This window comes from Acidovorax sp. M14 (assembly GCF_049331375.1).
GTDB lineage: Bacteria > Pseudomonadota > Gammaproteobacteria > Burkholderiales > Burkholderiaceae_C > Acidovorax.
On sequence record NZ_CP186263.1, the window covers coordinates 2,661,595 to 2,686,641 of the forward strand.

Below are 25,047 nucleotides of genomic sequence, written 5' to 3' on the forward strand. Positions count from 1 at the left end.
CCCCGATCGGCCCGCAGCACACCGCCTATGAAACCCATCCTGCAAAACCTGGTGGAGATGACTGGCCACCGCGACCACCTGCGGCTGGAGGTGTCGGTGCTGTCCACGCTGCAGAAACTCAGCAGCATCATCGAGGTGCGGGCCCTGGAACTGTTCACAGAGGGCGGCGTGCCCCATGTGCGCCCCCGCACCTGGGTGGACAACGGCCAGCTGGTGTCCACCGACTCCGAAGCTGCAGCCGACCCCCGCAGGGAGCCGCTGGACCAGTACCCCGCCCTGCGGGACTGCATGGACAACCGGGGCGAGCGCGCCCTGGCCTCACCCCGCCGGGGCCGCCATGTGCTCTGGCTGCCGGTGTGGATGCACGACAAGGTCAGCACGTGCCTGGAGATCACCCAGTCGCGCCCGTTCTCGGCCCACAAGCTTGACGTGCTCATGGGTGTGTTTCAGGTTTACCAGAACTACCAGAGCCTGCTCGACTACAGCGAGCGCGATGCGCTCACCGGCCTGTTCAACCGCAAGACGTTTGACGAGCAATTCTCCCGCTACACCATGAGCGGGCTGGCCAGCCGGTCTGGCGCAGTCACCGAGTCCTTTGCGGCCGAAGAAACCGCCGTGGCCAGCGACAACGAGCCCGTGCAGCAATGGCTGGCGGTGGTGGACATCGACCACTTCAAGCAGGTCAACGACCGCTTCGGCCACCTCTATGGTGACGAAGTGCTGATCCTGATCGCCAACATCCTGCGCAGCTCGTTCCGCAGCCACGACCGCATCTTCCGCTTTGGCGGCGAAGAGTTTGTGGTGCTGCTGCGCTCCACCACGCTGAGCACTGCCCACAAGGTGTTTAACCGCTTCCGGCTGGCCGTGCAGGAGTACCACTTCCCGCAGGTGGGCCAGGTGACGGTGAGCCTGGGTTTTGTGAGTACCACGCGCGGTTCGCCCGTCGAAATCCTGGGCCAGGCCGATCAGGCGCTGTACTACGCCAAGGAACATGGCCGCAACCAGGTCTGCTTCTACGACGATCTGGTGGCCAGCGGGCACTTGGCGACCAAGGTCGCCAACGACGACGTCGAATTGTTCTGAGCGGGCTGCGCCCTCCCCAGCCCCCACTTTCTACGAACCGGTACGCAAAGGCGGGCACTGACCAGGCCGGATTCCATCGGCCACCGTGCAGTGCGCAGTGCGCAGTGCGGTGCCCCCTGTCAGCCCAGCGATGCCAGGATCGCCTCCACATTGACCTCATCGCGCTGCGCAGGCGTCAGGAAGCGCTCTGCGTAGTCACGCCACACACCGCTGGTCAGGAAGAAGCGGAACACCTCGGCATCTATGTGCCGCTCGCGCACCATGTGGGTCATGATCTTGAGCGACTCGGACAGCGTCTTCGGTGGCTTGTAGGGCCGGTCGGCCGCAGTCAGTGCCTCAAAGATATCGGCCAGGGTCATCACACGGTCGGCCAAGGTCAGTTCTGGCGCCTTCAGGCGCCGCGGGTAGCCGGTGCCGTCCAGCTTTTCGTGGTGGGACCCGGCAATCTCCGGCACGCGCGCCAGGTGCGGCGGAAACGGCAGACCGCTGAGCATGATGATGGTCTGCACGATGTGGTCGTTGATCTTGAAGCGGTCTTCGGCGGTGAGCGTGCCCCGCTGGATGGACAGGTTGTGCAGCTCACCCAGGTGCGCCTCGTACGGCGGCAGCACCATGTCGAAGCCCCAGCGGTTGGCGGGGTTGCCCGCCTCCACCGGCGGCTTGCGGGCGCCCCAGGACACGATGTGCTCGGGCCGGTCGGCCAGCAACGGCTCGTTGGCGGGTAAGGGGCGCACCGGCACGGTCGAAAGCCGCAGCATCTCGGCCGCCGACAGGCCCAGGCGGTCGTCAAAATGCCGCTGCCAGATCTGGCGGCCAATGGCCTTGAGGCGGGCGATGTCCGCCTCGGCCATGAATTCACCCCCGACGTTGCAGCGGGCCACAAAGGCAAAGTCGTCCTGCAACTGTTCGCGCCGTTGCAGCAGCTCGCGCTGCAGGCGCACCGGGTCCACGCCCGACACATGCTGCTTCCAGTAGTCCAGCTCTGCGTCCCGCCACAACACCTCAAAGCGCATGCGCACCTCATGAATGCGGTTGTAGAGCGTTTCCAGCTTGGTGGCCTTGTCGATGATGTGCTCCGGGCTGGTGACCTTGCCGCAGTCGTGCAGCCAGGCCCCCAGGCGGAACTCGTAGCGCTCGGCGTCGGTCATGGTGACCTGGGCAAACGGGCCGTCTTTGGCTGCACACATGCGGTCCATGAGTGCTTCGGCCAGCTCGGGCACCCGCTCACAGTGGCCGCCGGTGTAGGGGCTCTTGGCGTCGATGGCGTCGGCCAGCAGGCGGATGACGGCGTCCAGCAGCTTCTTCTGGCCTTCGATCAGGCTGCGGGTCTCAATGGCTACCGATAGCGTGCCCGACAGCTTTTCGACAAAGGCCCGGAAATGCGCGTCGTCCTGCGTCTGGTCTGCGATGTAGCGCAGCACCAGCAGGCCGAGGGGCTGCCCGTCGCGGGTGCGCAGCTGCACGCGCAGCACGCGAGCGGGCTCGGTGTCATCGTCGTCTTCGTGCTGGTCACCAGGCTGGGACTCGGTGTGGTTGATGAAATGCACCATGGCCAGGTGCTCGGGGTAGCGGGATTGCTGCTCCGGGTCCTCGCAATGGCGGGCCGCGCGCAGCAAGCCGGTGCGTTGCGGGTCCACCAGGTACACCGCACCGCCGGTGCAACTGGTGGCGCGCACCAGCTCGTACAGCACACTCGACAGCATCAGGTCAGTGCGCGATTCGGCGCTGATGTGGTGGGTGATGTGCAGGAACTCCTGGATGGTGTCGGACATGCGGTCCATCACCTGCCCCAGGTCGCGCACCTCGCGCACGGGCGACACCCGCCGTTCGGGCCGCCGGAAATCAAACCGCGCCAGCGCCCTGGCCTGCAACGCGAGCCCGAACAGGCTGCGTCCCACCCGTCGGCCGGCGAGCCAGCCCAACGGCAGCATCAGACCGATGAGCGACACCGACAGCCACACCTGCTGGCGCAAATTGCTGTTCACGTCGGCCAGCAGCTCCTTGGTGGGAATCGCCATCAGAATCTGCAGCCCCTGCCAGCGCATCGACGCCAGCGGCAGCGAGCGGCCCAGCCATTCCTCGCCATCGGCCTGCAGGCGGCGCGACTCGCCATCTTTCAGGCCGAGCGCCTGTAGCGCTTGCAGGCTGGGCACGCCCAGGTCGTCCAGCGCACGCAGCCGAAGGCCGGGCGTGTTGCCATCGCGCAGCAGCACGCGCGACATGTCGGGGTAGGCCAGCACGCGGCGGTCTTTGTCCACCACCGCAATCTCGGTACGGGGCATCAGGCGCAGGCCGCTGATCTCATGTCCCAGGTCGGTCAGGGCCACGTCCAGGCCAATCACCGCACGCCCGTCCTCACTGGGCTGGCTCAGGGTGATGCCGACCTCCTGCGTGGTGAAGAACACATAGGGCGACGTCAGGATCTGCGTGTTTTGCTCCAGCGCCTCGGCATACCAGGGACGGGTGCGGGGGTCGTAGCGGTACTCAGGGAGGACGGCGGAGTCGATCAGCCGCAAGTCTGCGTCGTAATAGCTCCAGCGCCCCACCATGCCCGCCAGGCCACGCTCTCGCGCCATGGATTGCACCAGGTACGCCGTTTTGGGCGGTGCATCCAGCCGCACCCGCAAAGCCTCGTTGCGCACCGGTCGCACCAGCAGAAACTGCCCATCCGGGTAACCGATGAACACTGCCGACAGCAGCTGGTTCTGCTCCAGCAGCCGCGCCAGCACGGGCAGGCGTCGCAGCCGTGCTGGCAAGGTAGACGCCGAGGCCACCGGGTCGAACGCCAGCAGGCGGATGGTGGCATCGGCAGGGTCCACGATGCGGTGCACCCGTTCGGCGATGAGCTGGCTGATGCGCTGCGCGCTCTCGTCCGACGCCGCAATGATGGCCTGGCGCGCGCTGGTGCTGACCTGGTACACCAGCAACGCTGTCAGCAACAGCATGGCGGTGACCACCACGGTGGCGATCAGGACCTCAAAGGGGATGGTGATACGGCGCCACCACGGCAGGTGGCCGCCTTGGCCCGCCAAAGCAGCACCAGTGCCGCGCAGCACAGCGGACGGCGGCGGGTCTTGGGGGCTGTCGCGCAGGGTGTCCATGCGCTGCACTTTAGGGTGAAAGCCCGCGTTCCGTCACCCTCTTTTTGGCAGCCATGGCTGCCACACCACAGCGGCCGGTGCCGCTGTGGTGGCCCGGGACATCAGCCCAGTTGCTGCGTGACCCAGCCCGTCACCGAGGCCAGCGCTGCAGGCAGCTTGGCCGCGTCGGTGCCGCCAGCCATGGCCATGTCGGGCTTGCCGCCGCCCTTGCCGCCCACTTGCTGGGCCACAAAGTTGACCAGTTCACCGGCCTTGAGCTTGCCCACGCTGTCGGCCGTCACGCCCGCAGCAATCTGCACCTTGTCGCCGTCCACAGCGGCCAGCACGATGGCAGCGGTCTTGAGCTTGTCCTTGAGCTTGTCCATGGTGTCGCGCAGGGTCTTGGCGTCGGCACCGGGCAGCGCGGCAGCCAGTACCTTCAGGCCCTTGACTTCCACCGCCTGGTTCACCAGCTCGTCGCCCTGGCTGGAGGCCAGCTTGCCCTTGAGCGCAGCGACTTCCTTCTCCAGGGCGCGCGCATTGTCCAGCGCCTGGCTGATGCGGCCATTGAGCTCGGCGACCGGCGCCTTGAGGGTGCTGGCGGCCTGGTTCACGGTGTCTTCCAGGTTCTGCAGATAGGCCAGCGCGTTGGCGCCCGTCACGGCCTCGATACGGCGCACGCCTGCGGCCACGCCGCCTTCGCCCACCACCTTGAAGAGACCAATGTCGCCCGTGCGCTGCACATGGGTGCCGCCGCACAGTTCGCGGCTGGTGCCGATGTCGAGCACGCGCACGGTTTCGCCGTACTTTTCGCCGAACAGCATCATGGCGCCGGTCTTCTGGGCCGATTCGATGTCCATCACGCGCGCGTCGGTGGCCGTGTTGGCCAGGATTTCCTCGTTCACGCGGCGCTCGATCTCACGGATCTCGGCAGCGGTCACGGGCGCGTTGTGGGCGAAGTCGAAACGGGTGCGGTCGGCATTGACCAAACTGCCCTTTTGCTGCACGTGGCTGCCCAGCACTTCGCGCAGGGCCTTGTGCATGATGTGCGTGACCGAGTGGTTGCGCATAGTGGCGGCGCGCACGGCCGTGTTGACCTGGGCCTGCACCGTGTCGCCCACGTTCAACGTGCCCTCTTCCAGCGTGCCGTGGTGGCCGTACACATCGGCCTTGATCTTGAGGGTATCGCCCACCGCAAAGCGGGCGGAGCCGCTATTGATCACACCCTCGTCACCCACTTGGCCGCCGCTTTCGGCGTAGAACGGGGTCGTGTCCAGCACCACCACGCCGTTTTGACCCGCTTTCAGGGCTGCAGCGCTGGTCCCGTCTACGTAGATAGCTACGATTTTTGCAGTCTCGGCCAGGTGCTCGTAGCCGGTGAACTGGTTGGCAGCACCGGTGTACTCCAGCGCCTTGTCCATCTTGAACTTGCCAGCAGCACGTGCCTGGGCCTTCTGCTTTTCCATGGCGGTCTTGAAGCCGGCTTCGTCCACTTCCACGTCGCGCTCGCGGCACACGTCGTTGGTCAGGTCGAGCGGGAAACCGTAGGTATCGTGCAGCTTGAAGGCCACGTCGCCAGGCAGCACCTTGGCGCCGCCGTCCAGCGCCGCGTCCAGGATTTCCATGCCGTTGGCCAGCGTCTCAAAGAAACGCTCTTCTTCGGTCTTGAGCACGTCGGTGATGCGCTGCTCCTGCTCGCGCAGCGATGGGTAGGCATCGCCCATCAGGCGCACCAGGTCGGCCACCAGCTTGTGGAAGAACGGCGTCTTCTTGCCCAGCTTGTAGCCGTGGCGGATGGCGCGGCGCACGATGCGGCGCTGCACGTAGCCACGGCCTTCGTTGCTGGGGATCACGCCATCACTCACCAGGAAAGCGGTCGCGCGGATGTGGTCGGCAATCACGCGCAGGCTCTTGTTGTTGAGGTCGGTCACGCCGGTTTCGCGGCCTGCGGCCTGGATGAGCTGGTCGAACAGGTCGATCTCGTAGTTGCTGTGCACGTGCTGCAGGATGGCGGCGAGGCGTTCCAGGCCCATGCCGGTGTCCACACAGGGAGCGGGCAGCGGGGTGACAGCACCGGTTTCGTCCATGTTGAACTGCATGAACACGTTGTTCCAGATCTCGATGAAACGGTCGCCGTCTTCGTCGGGGCTGCCTGGAGGGCCGCCAGGGATCTCAGGGCCGTGGTCGTAGAAGATTTCGCTGCAAGGGCCGCACGGGCCGGTGTCGGCCATCATCCAGAAGTTGTCGGACTTGTAGCGACCGCCCTTGTTGTCGCCGATGCGGATCACACGCTCGGGCGGCAGGCCGATTTCCTTGGTCCAGATGTCATAGGCCTCGTCGTCCTCTTGGTAGACCGTGGCCAGCAGGCGCTCGGGCGGCAGCTTGTAGACGGTGGTGAGCAGTTCCCACGCCCACTTGAGCGACTCGCGCTTGAAGTAGTCGCCAAACGACCAGTTGCCCAGCATTTCAAAGAAGGTGTGGTGGCGCGCGGTGTAGCCCACGTTCTCCAGGTCGTTGTGCTTGCCGCCGGCACGCAGGCAGGCCTGTACGGACACCGCCCGGTTGTAAGGGCGCTTGTCGGTGCCCAGGAACACGTCCTTGAACTGCACCATGCCCGAGTTGGTGAACATCAGCGTGGGGTCGTTGCCAGGCACCAGGGGGCTGGACGCCACAACGGTGTGGCCCTTGGAGACGAAGAAGTCCAGGAAGGACTTGCGGATGTCAGCGACAGAAAAAGTGGGAGTGCTCATGGTGTTGTGGAGTGGTTGCACGGAGCAGGCAGACCGCAGGACCCGCGCCTGTGCGCTGCCTGTCGCTGCCCCTATGGGGACCAACCTTTCATTATAGGTTTGCAGCCCTGGCGCCCGTGGCAGCGGTGCGACAGCAAAGGGCGGCACAGGATTTGCAGGCTCCATGCCTGCCCCTCGCCTCCAATTCGCCCAGCGACCAATGGCCCGCGCTCGAAAATTCGCTTGCGCGCTTTTGATATCTTGTTAATATATTAATAACTTCATCGCCCAACGCACCCAAGGAGCACCCTGTGAACCCACAACCCCGCTGGCAAGGCATCTTCCCCGCCGTCACCACCAAGTTCCATGCCGACGAGTCCATCGACGCCGAAGGCACGGCCCGGCACATCGACTTCCAGATCCGCAACGGCATTCACGGGCTGGTCACCTGCGGCTCGCTGGGCGAGGCCAGCACCCTCACGCTGGAAGAAAAGCTCCAGGTCGCCAAAATTGCCCTGGAAGCAGCCGACGGCCGCGTGCCCGTGCTGGCCAATGTGTCCGAGACCAGCACCCGCGAGGCCCTGCGCTACATCGACGGAGGCAATCGGCTGGGTGTGGCGGGCTACATGGTCATGCCCTCGGTGATCTACGTGGCCGACGCCCGCGAGGCCATGGCCAACGTCCGGGCCATGGCCCATGCCGCCCAGCGCCCGCTCATGGTCTACAACAACCCCGTCGCCTACCGCGTGGACCTGAAGCCCGAGCACATGCTGGAGCTGGCCGACTGCGAATGGATTGCCGCCATCAAGGAAAGCACAGGCGACATCCGCCGCATCACCGACCTGCGCAACACCGTGGGCAACCGCTACCAGCTCTTCCTGGGCGTGGACGACCTGGCCTACGAAGGCCTGGCCCTGGGCTGCGACGGCCTGCTGGCCGGCGTGGGCTGCGCCTTCCCGCGCGAAACGGTGGCGCTGTACGAGCTGATGAAGGCGGGCAAATTTGCTGAAGCCCTGCCGCTGTACCAATGGATGACGCCCATGCTGCACCTCGATGTATCGAACAAGCTGGTGCAGAACCTCAAGCTAATCGACGTGCTGGTGGGTGTGGGCACCGAGCACATGCGCCGCCCCCGCCTGCCGCTGGTGGGTGAAGAACGGGCGTTTGTCGAGCGCGTGGTGCGCAAAGCGCTCGAAACCCGCCCGACCCAGTACCAGTCTGTGGCCTGAGACACTAAGCCACTGCCCCACCACGACCACAGCACCATGCAACACATCCAAGTGATCGACTCCCATACCGGCGGTGAGCCCACCCGGCTTGTCATTGGCGGATTTCCGGACCTGGGCACTGGCACCATGGCCGAGCGGCGCGAGCGGCTGGCACGCGAGCACGATGCCTGGCGCGCCGCCACCGTGCTGGAGCCGCGCGGTAGCGACGTGGTGGTGGGCGCGCTGCTCTGCGCACCGCAAGACCCCGCCAACGCGGCGGGCGTGATCTTCTTCAACAACAGCGGCTACCTGGGCATGTGTGGCCACGGCACGATTGGCCTGATCGCATCGCTGGCCCACATGGGCCGCATCCAGCCTGGCGATCACCGCATCGAAACGCCGGTGGGCACCGTCACCACGACCTTGCACACCGACGGATCGGTGAGCGTGCGCAATGTGCCCGCCTACCGCCTGCACCACCAGCTGGCGGTGGATGTGCCCGGCTACGGCCGCGTGGTGGGCGATGTGGCCTGGGGTGGCAACTGGTTCTTTTTGATCTCGGACCACGGCCAGCGCGTGGCGAGCGACAACCTGGAGGCACTGATGCACTACACCTGCGCCGTGCAGCAGGCCCTGAAGGACCAGGGCATTCGCGGCGACAACGGTGGCGAGATCGACCACATCGAACTATTTGCTGACGACGACAGCACCGATGATCCCGCGGACAGCCGCAACTACGTGCTGTGCCCCGGCAAAGCCTACGACCGCTCGCCCTGCGGCACCGGTACCAGCGCCAAAATTGCCTGCCTGGCCGCCGATGGCAAGCTGCAGCCGGGCCAGGTGTGGCGCCAGGCCAGCATCATCGGCAGCCAGTTCGAGGCCAGCTACACGCTGCAGGACGATGGCAAGCTCATCCCCACCTTGCGTGGCCGTGCCTACATGAGTGCCGAAGCGACCCTGCTGATCGACGGCGCGGACCCCTTCGGCTGGGGCATCCGGCTGTAAACCGTCTTCCCCCACAGCGCAGGCCTCATGCAAACCACCGACGTCCTCGTGATCGGCGCTGGCATCGTCGGCGCGGCCTGTGCCCATGCGCTCGTGCAGGCCGGGCTGTCGGTGCGCATCATTGATGCGCGCCTGGGCGGTGCCACGGCGGCAGGCATGGGCCATCTGGTGGTGATGGATGACAACCCGGCTGAGCTGGCGCTGAGCAAATCGTCGCTCGACCTCTGGCACGCCTGGGCACCGCAGATGGATGCAGGCTGCGCCTTCACCGCCTGTGGCACGCTCTGGCTGGCTGCCAACGAGGAAGAGCTGCAGGCCGCATACGCCAAGCGCGCCACCTTGCAAGCACAAGGCGTGGCCTGCGAGATGCTGGATGCCACCGCCCTCGCCCGCGCAGAACCCGCGCTGCGCCCCGGCCTGGCGGGCGCGCTGAAGGTGAAAGGCGACAGCGTGGTCTACGCACCGCGCGCCGCGCAATGGCTGCTGGACCAGGCCGTAGCGCATGGGAAAGTTGTTTTTGAACAAGCTGAAGCCACACAGATCAATGGCCACGCCGTCACCCTGCGCGATGGCAGCCAGCGCAGCGCGGGCGCCATCGTGCTGGCCAGCGGCATCCAGGCCCCGCAGCTGTGCCCCGGCCTGCCGCTGCGCCCCAAAAAGGGCCACCTCGTCATCACCGACCGCTACCCCGGCACCGTGCACCACCAGCTGGTCGAGCTGGGCTACATCACCAGCGCCCACCACAGCGATGGCACTTCGGTGGCCTTCAACGTGCAGCCCCGGCCCACCGGGCAGTTGCTGATCGGCTCGTCGCGCGAGTTCGACACCACCGATCCGGCCGTCAACAACGCTGTGCTCGCGCGCATGCTGCAGCGCGCGCTCGGCTACCTGCCCGGTCTGGCGGATCTGAACGCGATTCGTACCTGGACGGGTTTTCGCGCTGCCACGCCCGACAGCCTGCCCATCATCGGCCCGCACCCGACGCACCCCCACCTGTGGCTGGCCGTGGGGCATGAGGGGCTGGGTGTGACCACGGCCCCCGCCACCGCACAGCTGCTGGCCGCGCAGATCACCGGCAGCACCCCGCCCATCGACCCCATGCCCTACGCCGCGCAGCGTTTTGCCGCGCAGCTTCTTGATTCACGGGGTGCTGCATGACGCGCCCCGCCTCCCACACCCCGACCGTGCAGATCGTCGTGAACGGAAATCCCCGGCAAGTGCCAGCGGGCACCAGCGTGGCCGCCGCGCTGGCGCAACAACCGCCGGGCACCACCCGCCGCTCGGTCACTGGCGAGGCGCGCGCGCCGCTGTGTGGCATGGGCGTGTGCCACGAATGCCGCGTGCGCATCCAGGGCCGCATCCGCCTGGCCTGCCAGACGGTATGCGCCGAAGGCATGGCCATCGACACCGATGCGGGCACGGCTCCCGGGATCGCCACACCATGCCCCTGACCCCCATGCCCGCACCCGCCCCCATGCACGAACGCTGCGACATCCTCATCATCGGCGCGGGCCCGGCAGGCATGGCGGCGGCCCTTGCCGCTGCGCCCAGCAGCGCAGCCATCACTGTGGTGGACAATAACCCCCAGCCCGGCGGCCAGATCTGGCGCGACGGCCCGCAGGTGGCCCTGCCGCCGCTGGCACAGCAGCACCGTGCGGCCTTGGCCAAACACGCCAACATCCGCGTGCTGACCGGTACCCGGGTGGTAGGCCTGGGCGCACGCCAGCCCACCGACAAGGCCCCCGCCCTGCTGCTGGAAGACGCTGACCGGGGCTGGACCCAGCACAGCCACCGCATCATCCTGTGTACCGGCGCACGCGAGCTGCTGTTGCCCTTCCCCGGCTGGACGTTGCCCGGCGTGACGGGTGCGGGTGCGCTGCAGGCCCTCATCAAGGCGGGGCTGGACGTGCGCGGCCAGCGCATCGTGATCGCTGGCACCGGCCCGCTGCTGCTGGCGGCTGCCGCCACGGCCACGCAGGCGGGCGCCACCGTGGTGCGCATTGCCGAGCAGGCCTCCTGGGCAGCACTCGCGCGCTTTGCGGCGCAACTGCCACGCTGGCCGGCCAAGGCGCTGCAGGCGCTCACCTTGATCCACCCGGGCTTGCGCGCAAGCACCCATGTTCTGGAGGCACAAGGCACCACCCAGGTGCAGTCTGTGCGGCTGCGCAATGGCGCGCACGCAGAAGAAACCATCGCCTGCGACCGCGTGGCCTGCGGCTTTGGCCTGGTACCCAACACCCAGCTGGGCCAGCTACTCGGTTGCGTGCTGGGCGGACCGCTGAGCGGCGGCCTCGGTCTGGCAGTGGACGCGCAGATGCGCACCACGGTGCACGGCGTTTTGGCGGCCGGGGAAAGCACGGGCTTTGGCGGCAGCGAACGTGCCCTGGTGCAGGGCGCCATTGCAGGCCACACAGCCGCAGGCCACGTGCAGCAGGCCCAGGCACTGCGCTCGCAGCTTGCGCGCTGGGAAAGGTTTGCCCAGGCGCTGCAGTCCTCGTTTGTGCTGAACGAGCAGCTCAAGGCCCTGCCCCGGCCTGACACCCTGGTGTGCCGCTGCGAAGACGTGGCCTATGCCGACCTGGCACCACGCCAGGGCTGGATCGACGCCAAGCTGCACACCCGCTGCGGCATGGGCGCCTGCCAGGGGCGCATTTGCGGTGCAGCCACACAGCACCTGTTTGGGTGGACACCGACCGCGCCCCGGCACCTGCTGGCACCTGCACGCATCGGCACCCTGGCCGCCTGCGGCGGGCCTGCGCCGGAAGGCCCCAGCGCAGCGACGCCTGCCTGACCCGAAGCCTTTTCTCCAGCTCTGCAGCGACGTCCCCCCACAAGCAACAGGCATTCATCTTGCTTTCAAATATATCTATCAGATATTAAAAATCCAACCTCCCCAAGCCACATGCCCACGCTCCTTGCACCCCGAGCACTGCACCATGCCATCCACCCACAGCCCCGCCCCACCACCCGCTGCCACGCCACGTGCACCTGTTCGCTGGGTGCTGGCGCTGTCCTCGCACATCCTGCGCACCGAGCGGCAGGTGCTCACGGGCCTGATGACGTTGCTGGTGCTGCTCATCCTGCTCAACGTGGTCACGCGCTACACCGGGATGCCCATCTACTGGGTGGACGAAGCGGCGGTCTACACCGTGGTGTGGCTGACCTTTGTAGGCGCGTCGGTCATGACGCGGCTGCGCATGGACTTTGCCGTGACCATGCTGACCGACCACCTCGGCGCGCGGGGTGCCCAGGCGTTCAAAGTGGTGGCCACCTTCGGCGTGCTGCTGTTTGGCCTGGCCATGTTGTTGATGTGCTGGGTGTGGATGGACCCCATCGGCATTGCACGCTACGGCTTTGACGCCAAGGAGTTTGCGGCCGAGAGCTTCAACTTCCTCTACACCGAGCGCACCCAGACGCTGAACTGGCCCACCTGGGTGCTGCAGCTCATCCTGCCGATCTTCTCGGCCACCTTCAGCGTGCATGCGCTGGCCAACCTGCTGGAAGACATGGGCGCCGCAGAGCGTGTGCAGCACGCGGGCTTCGACGTGGTCAACGCCGACGCCGTGAACTGAACGCTGCCGCGCACTCACACCAGCAAAACCCACCCGAGCCCCGACCATGATCACCACCCTGTTCTTCCTTGCCGCCTTGATGGTCGGCGTGCCCATCGGCGTGTGCCTGTGCCTGTCGGGCGCGGTGTACATCCTCAGCATCGGCAGCCCGGTGCTGTTCCAGTCCTTTCCCATGCAGATGTTTGGTGGGGTGGACAGCTATGGCCTCATTGCCATTCCGCTGTTCATCCTGATCGGCGAGATCATGAACAGCGGCGGCATCACGCGGCGGCTGGTGGACCTGTCCATGGCCTTCATCGGCTCCGTCAAAGGCGGCCTGGCCTATGTGAACATCCTGGCCAACATGCTGGTGTCTTCCATCATCGGCTCGGCCACTGCGCAGGTGGCCATCATGTCGCAGGTCATGGTGCCCGAGATGGAGAAGCAGGGCTACGACAAGACCTTTGCGGCAGGCCTCACGGTGTATGGCGGCATGCTGGGGCCCATCATTCCGCCCTCGGTGATGTTTGTGGTCTACAGCGTGCTGGCCCAGGTGGCCGTGGGCGACATGCTGATTGCCGGCATCCTGCCCGGCGTGCTGCTCACCGTGCTGTTCTTTGTCGTGATCGCGCTCATGGGCTTTGTCTACAACTACCCGCGCAGCGAAAAACGCACGCTGGCCCAGCGCGCGCGCACCGTGGTGCAGGCCAGTCCCACGCTGCTCATCCCCATCATCATCGTCGGCTCCATCCTGAGTGGCGTGGCCAATCCCACCGAATCGGCCGCCGTGGGCGCGCTGGTCTCGGCCCTGGTGGGCCGGTATGTGACCAAGGAATTCCGCTTCAGCGCCATGCCGGCCATCCTGCTGCGCTCAGCGATCTACTCGGCCATCGTGCTGTTTCTGGTGGCGGCGGCGGCCGTGTTCTCGTGGCTGCTGATCTACGGCAAGGTGCCACAGATGGTGGCCGCCTGGGTACAGACCGTGGCGCACGACCCGGTCACCTTCCTGCTGCTCACCAACGTCATCCTGCTGGTCATCGGCACGGTGATCGACGGCATCCCCGGACTCATCATGACCGCGCCCATCCTGCTGCCGATTGCCACCGAGGTCTATCACATCGACCCGCGCCACTTTGGCGTGGTGATCGTCGTCAACCTGGTGCTGGGGCTGATGACTCCACCCGTGGGCCTGAGCTTTTTTGTCGCCTCAGCCGTCACCGGGGCCAAGCCCGGAAAGATGTTCATCGTGACCCTGCCATTTTTCATCATCAGCTGCGTGGCGCTGGTGATGTTGTCGCTGTTCCCCAGCCTGTCGCTCGGCCTGCTCAAGTAGCGGGGCATGCCGTTCGACAGATCCGTCCCCCTCCCAACGTTCTTTCACACGGAGTTCACCATGACGACCCAGCCTGCCCGCCCCGTCTCCCGCCGCCACTTCATCCAGCGCCACGCCGTGGCCGCAGCCGCCGTCACGGGGCTGGGCTTTCCGGCCCTGGTGCGGGCCGCCGACGCCAAGGAATTCCGCCTGGGCCTGATCACGCCCGCAGGCCACTCGTGGAACCGCGCCGCGCTGCAGTTTGGCGAGGCACTAAAAAAGGAAACCGACGGCCGCCTGAGCGTGACCGTCTTCCACTCGGGCCAGTTGGGCAACGAGGCGGCGATGATGCAGCAGCTGCAGTCCGGTGCGCTCGATATGGGCTGGATCCAGGCGGCCGAGCTGGGCTCGCGTGTGGCCAGCATCGCGGCCATCAATGCGCCCTATCTGGTGCGCTCCACGCCCGCCGTGGCCAAGCTGGTCAAACACCCGGCCGCCACCAAGCTGCTGGAGGTGTTGCCGCGCGAGACCGGCACCATCGGCCTGGGCTGGGGCATCACCGGCATGCGCGCCGTGTTCTCCACCAAAGACATCAACCTGCCCACCGACATCAAGGGCATGAAGCTGCGCATCAACCCCACGCCCGTGTACCGCGACTTTTATCAAATGCTGGGCGCCGCCCCCACGCCCATCCCCACACCCCAGGTGTTCGATGCGATGAGCAACGGCCAGGTCGATGGGCTGGAGGCCGACATCGAGTTCTCGTGGAATCAGCGCTTTGACAAGGTGGCCAAGACGCTGCTGCAGATGAATGCGCTGTTCATGCCGTTTGCACCGCTGGTCTCCGGCCGCATCTGGCAAGGGCTGGACGCCAAGGACAAGGACCTCATCCGCAAGCTCGTGGCCCAGTCGCTCGATGCGCAGATCAACGACATCGTGACCACCGAGGCCGGGCTGATCGAGAAGTTCAAGGGCACGTCCATCGCGTTCAAGACCGCATCGGCCTTCAACCCCGACAGCACCATCCAGGAGTTTGACAAGCTGTGGCTGCCCAAGACGCCGCAGATTGCCGAGCTGCGCAAGGCGGGCGCCAGCCTCGGCTGAAGTTGAGGAAGTCGCGAGCCACTAAGATGCGGTCCGCGACCCCACGCCAGCTCCAACCCTATTCCCCATGACCACCCGCAGTGCATCCCCCCAGCGAGACCCCGCGCCCAAACGGCGCGCGGCCGACGTGGCCTATGACGCCATCGAGGCCATGATCTCCACCCTGCAGCTGCAACCCGGCTCGCCCGTGGTGGAGGCCGAGATTGTGGAAAGCACGGGCCTCGGCCGCACCCCCGTGCGCGAGGCGCTGCTGCGCATGGTCTCCATCGGGCTGATTGCGCAGCAGCCCCGGCGCGGACTGCTGGTGTCGCACATCGACCTGGCCGACCACCTGGACGTGATCCAGACCCGCCGCGTGCTGGAGCGCCTGATCGCGTCATGCGCCGCGCGGCGCGCCACAGCGCCGCAGCGCCAGGCCATCGTGCAGTGCGCCGAAAAAATGGTGGAAGCCGCCGCACGTGGCCACCTGGACGACTACATGCAGGCCGACCACGCGCTGGACGTGGTGGTGCACCAGGCCAGCCAGAACCATTCGGCCGTCAAATGTGTGCAGCCGCTCATCGTGCAATGCAGGCGCTTCTGGTATGCCTACCAGCACGAGGGCGAGGTGTCCGAAGGCGCGCGCGCCCACATGCAGCTGGCCCAGGGCATTGCCAGCGGTGACGAAGCGCACGCCATGGCCGGGGCAGAGCAGCTGATGGAGTACCTGGAGCGGTTTGCGCGGCGCATCATCGACCGGTAGGCTCCAGGCCCTCCGGCAAGGAAAGCGGGGTAGCTTGCCCGCATACTACATATTTGATAGCAAACAAGCCATATTGCACTAGCGCATGGTGCCAAAAATGCTTGAAAACGCATTCAGAGAGGCTGTTTGCGATCCCGCAGGGGACTGCGCGCAGGCTCTCAGCGCATGGAACCGCCCTATTCCGCCACCTGCTGCCCCAGCAGGATGCGCTGCTCCAGAAAGCGCCACAGCCGCTCGTCCTGGCTGAACGACACGTTGAAGCGCAGCCAGCCCGTGGGGCGCGGCTCCACTAAAAAGAGCTGGCCGGGGCCGAGCATGATGCCCGCGCCCGTGGCCTCCTTCGACAGCTCGGCGCTGTCGGGCAGATCAGGGTGGCGCGCCCACAGGTACATGCCCGCCTCGGGCTCATGGAACAGCTCGAAGCCCAGGTTCAACAGCCGCCGGCCCACCGCGCGGTGCGCCTCGGCCAGGCGCTCGCGCAGCGACTTGAGGTGCTTGCGCCAGCGGCCGTCGGTCACCACGCCGAAGGTGATGCGCTCGGTGATCTCGGAGGACGTCAGGCCCGAGATCATCTTGAGCTGCACCAGCTCATCCAGCAGATCGCGTCGCGCTGCCACGTAGCCCGTGCGCAGATTGGGCGAGATGGTCTTGGAGAAGCTGCCGATGTAGACCACGCGGCTGAGCTGGTCCAGGCTGGCCAGCGAGGGGCGTACGGTCGAATCCATGTCGGCGTAGATGTCGTTCTCCACCAGCGCAAAACCATGTTGCTCGGCCAACTGCAGCAGCCGGTGCAGGTGCGCGACCGACGCCATGGAACAGGTCGGGCTTTGCAGGCGCGGCTGGGTGAAGAACACCGTGGGCCGGTGTGCGGCCAGCAGCGCCTCCAGCGCGGGCAGGTCATAGCCCGTGGGGGTGCGCGGCACGCCCACCACCTGCGCGCCCGCAAAACGCAGCATGAAGTGCAGGTTAGGGTAGCCGGGGTCGTCCACCAGCACCACGTCGCCGGGCTTGACCAGGCGGCGCGCCACCAGATCCAGCGCCTGGCTGGAGCCCTGGGTCAGCAGCACCTGGTCGGCATCCACCGCCAGGTGGTGCTCGGCCAGCGACTCGGCCACCACCATGCGCAGCGCCATGTGGCCGTGGGGCAGGCCGTAGCCGTCCAGCTCGGGCCCATCGGACGACAGCTGGCGCATGCTGCGCTTGACCGCATCGCCAAATAGCCAGTCATGTGGCAGCCAGCCGCAACCCGGTTTCATGGGCAGGTTGCGGTTTTCAAAAATTTGTTTGAGGTACCAGCGCGCATCAAAACGGGGCACCGGCCGCTCTGGCGCACCAGCGCCGGGCGCTGCGCCTTCGTCGCCCCGCCGCTTCACAAAAAAGCCCGCGTTGGCGCGCGACACCAGCCAGCCCTGCGCCACCAGGCGGTCGTAGGCCTCGACCACGGTGAACACGCTCACGCCATGCGCAGCGGCAAAAGCGCGGATGGACGGGAGCTTGCTGCCGGGTTTGAGCACCTGCCCAACGATCAGGCCCCGCAGCCCATCAACGATCTGGCTGACCAGCGGTGTCTGCAGGTCCGGGCTGAGAGTGAGCATCAGGAGGGGAAAAAAGGAGGCGAATTGTGCACCGGCTTGGCGCACACCAAATCAGGGATTGCCTGTACAGGATTTTAGACCTGCACAGTGCGCGCCAAACAGCGCTGCGCTGTACATGGACGGTGTGTGGCGCGACTTCCAGAATCCGCCCCATTCCTTCATTTCCTCGTCAACCACCACGCCGACCACCATGCAGCAAGACCGCCACTTCACCAACGCCGCCCTTCTCACCCGCCGCCACGCCGCCGTCGCCCGGGGCGTGGGCCAGGCCCATGACCTCTTCATCCAGAAGGCCCGCAACGCCGAGCTCTGGGATGTGGAGGGCCGCCGCTTCATCGACTTTGCCGGCGGCATCGCCGTGCTCAACACCGGCCACCTGCATGCTGGGGTGATCGCCGCCGTGAAGGCGCAGCTGGACCTGTACACCCACACCTGCTTTCAGGTGGTGGCGTACGAGCCCTACGTGGAAGTGTGCGAGCGCCTGAACACGCTGGCCCCCGGCGCGTTTGCCAGGAAGAGCCTGCTGCTCACCACCGGCGCCGAGGCCGTGGAGAACGCCGTCAAGATCGCCCGCGCCTACACCAAGCGCCCCGGCGTAATCGCCTTCACCGGCGGCTACCACGGCCGCACCAACCTCACGCTGGGCCTCACCGGTAAGGTCGTTCCGTACAAGACGGGGTTTGGCCCGTTCCCGGGTGAGACTTACCACGCGCTGTTCCCCAATGCACTGCACGGCGTGAGCGTGGAGCAGGCGCTGCATTCGGTGGAGCTGATCTTCAAGAACGACATCGAGCCCGAGCGCGTGGCGGCCTTCATCGTCGAACCCGTGCAGGGCGAAGGCGGCTTCTACGTCGCCCCACCCGAATTCATCAGTGGCCTGAAGGCGCTGGCCGACCGCTACGGCATCCTGCTGATTGCCGACGAGGTGCAGACCGGTGCGGGCCGCACCGGCACCTGGTTTGCCAGCGAGCAGTGGCCCGTGGCGCCCGACCTGATCACCACCGCCAAGTCGCTGGCGGGCGGCTTTCCGCTGGCAGGGGTGGTGGGTCGGGCCGATGTAATGGACGCACCCGCCCCCGGTGGCCTGGGTGGCACCTACGCGGGCAGCCCCGTGGCCTGCGCCGCTGCGCTGGCCGTGATCGAAGCGTTTGCACAAGAGAAGCTGCTGGCCCGCAGCCAGGACATGGGCGCGCTGCTGGTGCGAGGCCTGAAAGACATCGCAGCCAAGGTGCCTGCCATTGGCGATGTGCGCGGCCTGGGCGCCATGGTGGCGATTGAGTTGTTCGAAAACGGCGACCTCAGCCGCCCCGACGCCGCCTTGACCAAGCAGGTGGTGGCCGAGGCCGCGCGGCGTGGGCTGATCCTGCTGTCGTGCGGCACGTATGGCAACGTGATCCGCATCCTGGTGCCGCTGACCGCCTCGGACGAGCTGCTGCTCGAAGGTCTGGCCATCCTGGCCGACAGCCTGGAGGTCGTGGCTGCGGCCACGAACTGACATGCGCCCGGCCCTCCACTCCACCTACCAGGCGCCGCCCGCCATGAACCAGCCTGCCGAACCCCTGGTGCGCTTTACCGGCGTGCAAAAGACCTACGACGGCGAGCAGCTGGTGGTGCGCGCGCTGGACCTGGACATCCAGCGCGGCGAGTTTTTGAGCCTGCTGGGCCCGTCGGGCTCGGGCAAAACCACCACGCTGATGATGCTGGCCGGGTTTGAGTCGCCTACCGCAGGTGACATCCTGCTGGACGGCAAGCAGATCACGCGCACGCCACCGCACAAGCGCAACTTTGGCATGGTTTTCCAGAACTACGCGCTTTTCCCCCACCTCACGGTGGGAGAGAACGTAGCCTACCCGCTGACGGTGCGCAAGGTGCCCAAGGCCGAGCAGGCCGAACGCGTGAAGAAGGCACTGGACATGGTGCGCCTCGGCGGCATGGCTGACCGACTGCCCGCGCGCCTGTCGGGCGGCCAGCAGCAGCGTGTGGCGCTGGCGCGTGCACTGGTGTTCAACCCGCAGCTCGTGCTGATGGACGAGCCCCTGGGTGCGCTGGACAAACAACTGCGCGAGCACATGCAGATCGAGCTGAAAGAGCTGCACCGCCAGCTGGGTGTGACCTTTGTGTACGTGACGCACGACCAGGGCGAGGCCCTGACCATGAGCGACCGCGTGGCCGTGTTCAACGAAGGCGTGATCCAGCAGCTGGCCGATGTGGAGAGCCTGTACGAAACCCCCAGCAACCGCTTTGTGGCGGGTTTTGTGGGCGACAGCACCGTGCTCTCGGGCACGCTGCAGGGCGCCGGGGCCGACGCGGCCATCCAGATGCCCGGCGGCTTTCTGCTGCCCGGCATCAACGTGAACCAGGCCCCCGTGGGCGCGCGGGTGCAGGCCTGCGTGCGGCCCGAGCGCATCGTGCTGCACCCGCAGTCCGAATACCCCAGGCCCAACGCCATCCCCGCCACCGTGGCGCGCACCATTTACTACGGCGACCACCTGCGCCTGGTCTGCGAGCTGGGCCACGGCCAGGAGCCGGCCACGGTCAAGCGGGCCTTGTCGCCCCTGAGCACCAACCACGCGCAGCCGGGCGACCAGGTGTTGCTGGAGTTCCCGCCCGCCGCCACACGCATCTACGCCGTGTGAGGGCGTTGCACTACCCCGCTGCGCCCCCACCACCAGTCCCGTTCACCTGTCCGTCCTATCCCCGTTCCCGTTCCTCCACTACCCAAGGAAATCTGCACCATGAAAAAGAGCCTCATCGCCTGCGCATCCCTGGCTGCCTGCCTGGCCCTGCCCAGCTTTGCGCAACAGCAACTCACTGTCGTGAACTTCGGCGGCGCCAATGCCAACGCGCAGAAAAAGGCGTTCTACGAGCCCTACGAAAAGCAGGGCACCAAGATCGTGGCCGTGGAATACAACGGCGAGCAGGCCAAGGTCAAAGCCATGGTCGAGACCAAGAAGGTGACCTGGGACGTGGTGGAGGTCGAATCGCCCGACGCCGCGCGCGGCTGCGATGAAGGCCTGTACGAGAAGCTGGACTACAGCAAGATCATGCCCAAGGCCGACCTGCTGCCCGCCGCCGTGCACGAGTGCGCCGTGGGCATCTTTGTGTGGTCCACCGTCATGGCCTACAACGGCGACAAGCTCAAGACCCCGCCCACCAGCTGGGCCGACTTTTGGGACACCAAAAAGATCCCTGGCAAGCGCGGCATGCGCAAGGGCGCACGCTACAACCTCGAATTTGCACTGCTGGCCGACGGCGTCAAGCCTGCCGACGTGTACAAGGTGCTGGCCACGAAGGACGGTGCCGACCGCGCGTTCAAGAAGCTGACTGAACTGAAGCCCAACATCCAGTGGTGGGAGGCCGGTGCCCAAGCGCCCCAGTTCCTGGTGGCGGGTGATGTGGCGCTGACCACGGTGTTCAACGGCCGGATCGACGCCGCCAACCGCGAAGGCCGCAACCTCAAGATCTACTGGCCCGGCGGCATCTACGACCTGGACTACTGGGCCATCCCCAAGGGCACGCCCAACAAGGATGCGGCCGTGAAGTTCATCGCCTTCACCATGCAGACGCCGCAGCAAGCGGCCTACGCGCAGAACATTGCCTACGGCCCGGCCAACAGCAAGGCGCTGGCGTCGCTGGACAAGAAGGTGCTGGACGACCTGCCCACCTCGGCCACCAACGCCAAGGAAGCGCTGCAATTCAACGTGGGCTTCTGGGCCGACCAGGGTGAGGCGCTGGAGAAGCGCTTTGCCGCCTGGGCCACCCAGTAAGCCTCCTGTATTGCCCCTTTGAAGATGCCCTTGTGAAACGCTGAGAGCAGGACACCCGCATGCAAGCCACCCTGGCCCATCCCCACGCCATTGCCCCCGAAGGCAGCCCCCCCGGTGCGCTGCGCCAGGCCCTGGCGCGCGCCGAGTCGCGCCGCAAATGGCGCGCCTTTGCGCTGACCTTGCCCCTGCTGGTGTTCCTGCTGATCACGCTGCTGGTGCCCATTGCCGCGCTGCTGCAGCGCGCGGTGGAAAACCCCGAGGTCGCCAACGCCCTGCCCGCCACCATGCGCGCGCTGGACGGCTGGGACCGCAAGGACGCCCCCGGCGCACCCGCTTACGCAGCGCTAGTGCAAGACCTGGCCCGCCTGCCCGACAGCTCCGACGCCGGGGCGCTGGCGCGGCGGCTCAACACCGAAGTGCCCGGCGCGCGCTCGCTCATCATGGGCGCGTACCGCGCGCTGCCCGTGGAGGGCACACCCGAGGCCATCCGCGCGCAGCTGCTGGACAAAGACCCGCGCTGGGCCGAAGCCCCACTGTGGCAGGCCATCGCCAAAAACGGCGCCCGCTGGACGCCCGACTACCTGCTCGCCTCGGTGGACCTGCAGCGCGACGCACTGGGCCACATCGAGCGCATGCCCGAGGAACAGCGCGCGTTTGGCGGCATCCTGCTGCGCACCTTCCACATCAGCCTGGTGGTCACACTGGTGTGCCTGCTGCTGGGTTACCCGCTGGCCTGGTGGCTGGCCACCCTGCCCGCCCGCCCGGCCAATGTGCTGATGATCCTGGTGCTGGTGCCGTTCTGGACCTCCATCCTCGTGCGCGTGGCTGCGTGGATCGTGCTGCTGCAGTCCGAAGGGCTGGTCAACCGGGGGCTGATGGGGCTGGGCCTGATCGAGCAGCCGCTGGCACTGCTGTTCAACCGCACGGGCGTGGTGATTGCCATGGTGCACATCCTGCTGCCCTTCATGATCCTGCCGCTGTACAGCGTGATGAAAAGCGTGCCCCCCACCTACCTGCGCGCGGCGGTGTCGCTGGGCAGCTCGCCGGTGGCAGCGTTTTTTCGGGTGTATGTGCCGCAAACCTACCCCGGCATTGGCGCGGGCGCGCTGCTGGTCTTCATCCTGGCCATTGGCTACTACGTGACGCCCGCGCTGCTGGGCGGGGCGGACGACCAGATGCTGAGCTACTACATCGCCCGCTACACCAATGTGGAAGTGAACTGGGGCATGGCCTGCGCGCTGGGCGCCCTGCTGCTGGCGGCCACGCTGGTGCTGTATGGCGTGTACCGGCGCTTTGGCAAGGCCGAGTTGAGCCTGGGCTGACCCCAGGTGGACCCATCTTCTGACGCAGAAAGCCACTGACCATGTTCCGCCTTCCCTCCTTCCCCCTCTATGCCACGCTGGCCGACAAGCTCGGCTGGTGGGCCGTGCGCGCGCTGTGTGTGGCCGTGCTCGCCTTCTTGCTGGCGCCCATTCTGGTGATGGTGCCGCTGTCGTTTTCCGAGAGTTCGTTCCTCGCCTACCCCATCCACGGCTGGTCGCTCAAGTGGTACCAGAACCTGTTCGAATCCGCCGAATGGGCGCGCGCCACGCGCAACAGCTTCATCGTGGCGCCTGCGGCCACGCTGATTGCCACGGTGCTGGGCACGCTGGCGGCGGTGGGTTTGTCGCGGGCGGACTTCCGCTTCAAGGGACTGCTCATGGGCATCCTGATCGCGCCCATGGTGGTGCCCATCATCGTGGTGGGCGTGGCCACCTACCTGTACTTTGCGCCGCTCGGGCTGGCCGACAGCTACCTGGGCCTCATCGTCGTGCACGCCGCGCTGGGCGCACCATTTGTGCTGACCACCGTGCTGGCCACACTGGCGGGCTTCAACCACAACCTGGTGCGGGCTTCTCTGAGCCTGGGCGAAACGCCACTGAACACCTTCTTCCGCATCACGCTGCCAGTGATTGCACCGGGGGTGATCTCGGGCGCGCTGTTTGCGTTTGCCACCTCGTTCGACGAGGTCGTGGTCACGCTGTTCCTGGCCGGGGCGGACCAGTCCACCCTGCCGCGCCAGATGTTCAACGGCATCCGCGAAAACATCTCGCCCACCATTGCCGCGGTGGCCACGCTGCTCATCCTGTTCACCACCAGCCTGCTGCTGGCACTGGAATGGCTGCGCGGCCGCCGCGCATGACCGACATGCTGCCAGTGGCTGCCACCTTGGCGACCAACGCAATGCGTCCGGGCGTGCTAGCCTTTGGCTAGACCTCGGCCCTGAGGGCAAATGCGTCAAGCTTTTTAGCGTCTGGCTTTCCTTTCGTCTTTCCTTCGTCACGCCCCTCTTTCTGGAAGCACTCCCATGGACATGAAGACCTCCCCCCTCGCCCTGCTGAACGACCCCACACTGCTCAAGACCGACGGCCTCATCAACGGCCAGTGGGTCGCAGGCAGCAGTCGCTTTGACGTGAACGACCCGGCCACAGGCCTGAAACTGGCCGATGTGGCAAACCTGGGCCCGGCCGATGCAGAGGCCGCCATTGCCGCCGCCAACGCCGCCTGGGGCCCCTGGAAGACCAAAACCGCTAAGGAGCGCAGCATCATCCTGCGCAAGTGGTACGACCTACTGATGGCGAACCAGGACGACCTGGGCCGCATCATGACCGCCGAACAGGGCAAGCCCCTGCCCGAAGCCAAGGGCGAAGTGGCCTACGGGGCGAGTTTTGTGGAGTGGTTTGCCGAAGAAGCCAAGCGCATCAATGGCGAGACCCTGCCCCAGTTCGACAACAACCGCCGCCTGCTGGTGCTCAAGCAGCCCATCGGTGTGTGCGCGGCCATCACGCCATGGAACTTCCCGCTGGCCATGATCACGCGCAAGGTCGCGCCCGCGCTGGCCGCCGGTTGCCCTGTGGTCATCAAGCCGGCGGAGCTGACGCCGCTGACCGCCCTGGCCGCTGCCGAGCTGGCCATCCGCGCGGGCATCCCGGCCGGCGTGTTCAACATCCTGCCCGCCGACAGCGACAACTCCATTGCCATCGGCAAGGTGCTGTGCGCTAGCGACGTGGTGCGCCACATCAGCTTCACGGGCAGCACCGAAGTGGGCCGCATCCTGATGGCGCAGTCGGCCCCCACGGTCAAGAAGATGTCGCTGGAGCTCGGCGGCAACGCGCCCTTCATCGTGTTCGACGACGCCGATGTGGACAGCGCCGTGGAAGGCGCCTTTGCCAGCAAGTACCGCAATGCGGGCCAGACCTGCGTGTGCACCAACCGCTTCTATGTGCAGGAAGGCGTGTACGACGAGTTCGTGACCAAGTTCGCCGCCAAGGTGAAGACGGCCAAGGTGGGCAACGGCTTTGAAGCTGGCGTGAACCAGGGCCCGCTGATCGAGGAAGCCGCGCTGGCCAAGGTGCAGCGCCACGTGGACGACGCGCTGGCCAAGGGTGGCCAGGTCGTGGCGGGCGGCCAGCGCCTCACCGCCCTGGGCTCAGGCCAGTTCTTTGAACCCACGGTGGTAGCCAACGCCACGGCCGACATGCTCTGCGCCCGTGAAGAAACTTTCGGCCCCTTCGCCCCGGTGTTCAAGTTCAAGACCGAGCAGGAAGCCATCGACGCAGCCAACAACACCGAATTCGGCCTGGCCAGCTACTTCTACAGCCGCGACGTGGGCCGCATCTTCCGCGTGACCGAAGCGCTGGAATACGGCATGGTCGGCGCCAACGTGGGCATCCTGGCCACCGAGCATGTGCCTTTTGGCGGCGTCAAGCAGTCAGGCCTGGGCCGGGAAGGGTCGCACTACGGCATGGACGACTATGTGGAGATCAAGTACCTGTGCGTAGGGGATGTCTTGAGTGGCAAGTGAGCGCAGCGCGGATAGCCTCTCACTGCA

At 66.4% G+C, this 25,047-nt stretch carries 19 protein-coding genes; 16 read left to right on the forward strand and 3 right to left on the reverse strand.

From position 1 onward, the window contains the following. Positions 1–27 precede the first annotated feature (27 nt). On the forward strand, positions 28–1,083 hold the full coding sequence (locus ACOYR4_RS12260; RefSeq protein WP_422846787.1) for a GGDEF domain-containing protein: 1,056 nt from the start codon (positions 28–30) through the stop codon (positions 1,081–1,083). 119 nt (positions 1,084–1,202) lie between these two features. Here ACOYR4_RS12260 and ACOYR4_RS12265 read toward each other — a convergent pair whose 3' ends face one another. Next, a complete protein-coding gene (locus ACOYR4_RS12265; RefSeq protein ID WP_422846788.1) occupies positions 1,203–4,184 on the reverse strand; it encodes an HD domain-containing phosphohydrolase in 2,982 nt (993 codons plus the stop codon). A 101-nt stretch (positions 4,185–4,285) separates the two neighbouring features. Next, on the reverse strand, positions 4,286–6,913 hold the full coding sequence (alaS, locus tag ACOYR4_RS12270) for an alanine--tRNA ligase (protein ID WP_422846789.1): 2,628 nt from the start codon (positions 6,911–6,913) through the stop codon (positions 4,286–4,288). Positions 6,914–7,203: 290 nt separating this feature from the next. Between alaS and ACOYR4_RS12275 the strand changes: the two genes are divergently transcribed. The 9 genes from ACOYR4_RS12275 to ACOYR4_RS12315 all read left to right on the forward strand — a co-directional run bounded on the left by ACOYR4_RS12275 (position 7,204) and on the right by ACOYR4_RS12315 (position 15,814). Next, positions 7,204–8,121 (forward strand): dihydrodipicolinate synthase family protein, encoded by a 918-nt coding sequence (locus tag ACOYR4_RS12275; RefSeq protein ID WP_291442755.1) that lies wholly within the window; start codon positions 7,204–7,206, stop codon positions 8,119–8,121. Positions 8,122–8,157: 36 nt separating this feature from the next. Then, on the forward strand, positions 8,158–9,105 hold the full coding sequence (locus ACOYR4_RS12280; protein ID WP_422846790.1) for a 4-hydroxyproline epimerase: 948 nt from the start codon (positions 8,158–8,160) through the stop codon (positions 9,103–9,105). Positions 9,106–9,132: 27 nt separating this feature from the next. Beyond that, entirely contained in the window at positions 9,133–10,263 is a 1,131-nt protein-coding gene (locus ACOYR4_RS12285; RefSeq protein WP_422846791.1) for an NAD(P)/FAD-dependent oxidoreductase, read from the forward strand. Positions 10,264–10,289: 26 nt separating this feature from the next. Next, positions 10,290–10,556 (forward strand): 2Fe-2S iron-sulfur cluster-binding protein, encoded by a 267-nt coding sequence (locus ACOYR4_RS12290; RefSeq protein WP_422849655.1) that lies wholly within the window; start codon positions 10,290–10,292, stop codon positions 10,554–10,556. Continuing rightward, positions 10,547–11,896: an FAD-dependent oxidoreductase gene (locus tag ACOYR4_RS12295; RefSeq protein ID WP_422846792.1), complete on the forward strand. Its 1,350-nt coding sequence runs from the start codon at positions 10,547–10,549 to the stop codon at positions 11,894–11,896. Before ACOYR4_RS12290 ends, ACOYR4_RS12295 begins: the two co-directional genes overlap by 10 nt. A 145-nt stretch (positions 11,897–12,041) precedes the next feature. Beyond that, positions 12,042–12,677, forward strand: a complete 636-nt coding sequence (locus ACOYR4_RS12300) for a TRAP transporter small permease (protein ID WP_043565346.1) — start codon at positions 12,042–12,044, stop codon at positions 12,675–12,677. Positions 12,678–12,723: 46 nt separating this feature from the next. Further along, positions 12,724–13,989, forward strand: a complete 1,266-nt coding sequence (locus ACOYR4_RS12305; RefSeq protein ID WP_422846793.1) for a TRAP transporter large permease — start codon at positions 12,724–12,726, stop codon at positions 13,987–13,989. A gap of 60 nt (positions 13,990–14,049) precedes the next feature. Further along, entirely contained in the window at positions 14,050–15,072 is a 1,023-nt protein-coding gene (locus ACOYR4_RS12310) for a TRAP transporter substrate-binding protein (protein ID WP_422846794.1), read from the forward strand. 67 nt (positions 15,073–15,139) lie between these two features. Next, entirely contained in the window at positions 15,140–15,814 is a 675-nt protein-coding gene (locus ACOYR4_RS12315) for a GntR family transcriptional regulator (protein WP_209819527.1), read from the forward strand. 176 nt (positions 15,815–15,990) lie between these two features. On the opposite strand, the gene ACOYR4_RS12320 is transcribed toward ACOYR4_RS12315, so the two are convergent. Beyond that, on the reverse strand, positions 15,991–17,409 hold the full coding sequence (locus ACOYR4_RS12320) for a PLP-dependent aminotransferase family protein (RefSeq protein ID WP_422846795.1): 1,419 nt from the start codon (positions 17,407–17,409) through the stop codon (positions 15,991–15,993). 190 nt (positions 17,410–17,599) lie between these two features. Between ACOYR4_RS12320 and gabT the strand changes: the two genes are divergently transcribed. From gabT to ACOYR4_RS12350, 6 genes are all read left to right on the forward strand, one after another. Then, a complete protein-coding gene (gene gabT, locus ACOYR4_RS12325) occupies positions 17,600–18,904 on the forward strand; it encodes a 4-aminobutyrate--2-oxoglutarate transaminase (RefSeq protein ID WP_422846796.1) in 1,305 nt (434 codons plus the stop codon). A gap of 43 nt (positions 18,905–18,947) precedes the next feature. Continuing rightward, positions 18,948–20,045: an ABC transporter ATP-binding protein gene (locus ACOYR4_RS12330; protein WP_422849656.1), complete on the forward strand. Its 1,098-nt coding sequence runs from the start codon at positions 18,948–18,950 to the stop codon at positions 20,043–20,045. Between the two features lie 99 nt (positions 20,046–20,144). After that, a complete protein-coding gene (locus ACOYR4_RS12335) occupies positions 20,145–21,176 on the forward strand; it encodes an ABC transporter substrate-binding protein (protein WP_422846797.1) in 1,032 nt (343 codons plus the stop codon). Positions 21,177–21,235: 59 nt separating this feature from the next. Continuing rightward, positions 21,236–22,498: an ABC transporter permease gene (locus ACOYR4_RS12340; RefSeq protein WP_422846798.1), complete on the forward strand. Its 1,263-nt coding sequence runs from the start codon at positions 21,236–21,238 to the stop codon at positions 22,496–22,498. Positions 22,499–22,539: 41 nt separating this feature from the next. Next, positions 22,540–23,358, forward strand: a complete 819-nt coding sequence (locus ACOYR4_RS12345) for an ABC transporter permease (protein ID WP_137745621.1) — start codon at positions 22,540–22,542, stop codon at positions 23,356–23,358. 165 nt (positions 23,359–23,523) lie between these two features. Then, positions 23,524–25,020, forward strand: a complete 1,497-nt coding sequence (locus ACOYR4_RS12350) for an NAD-dependent succinate-semialdehyde dehydrogenase (RefSeq protein ID WP_422846799.1) — start codon at positions 23,524–23,526, stop codon at positions 25,018–25,020. Positions 25,021–25,047: the final 27 nt, after the last annotated feature.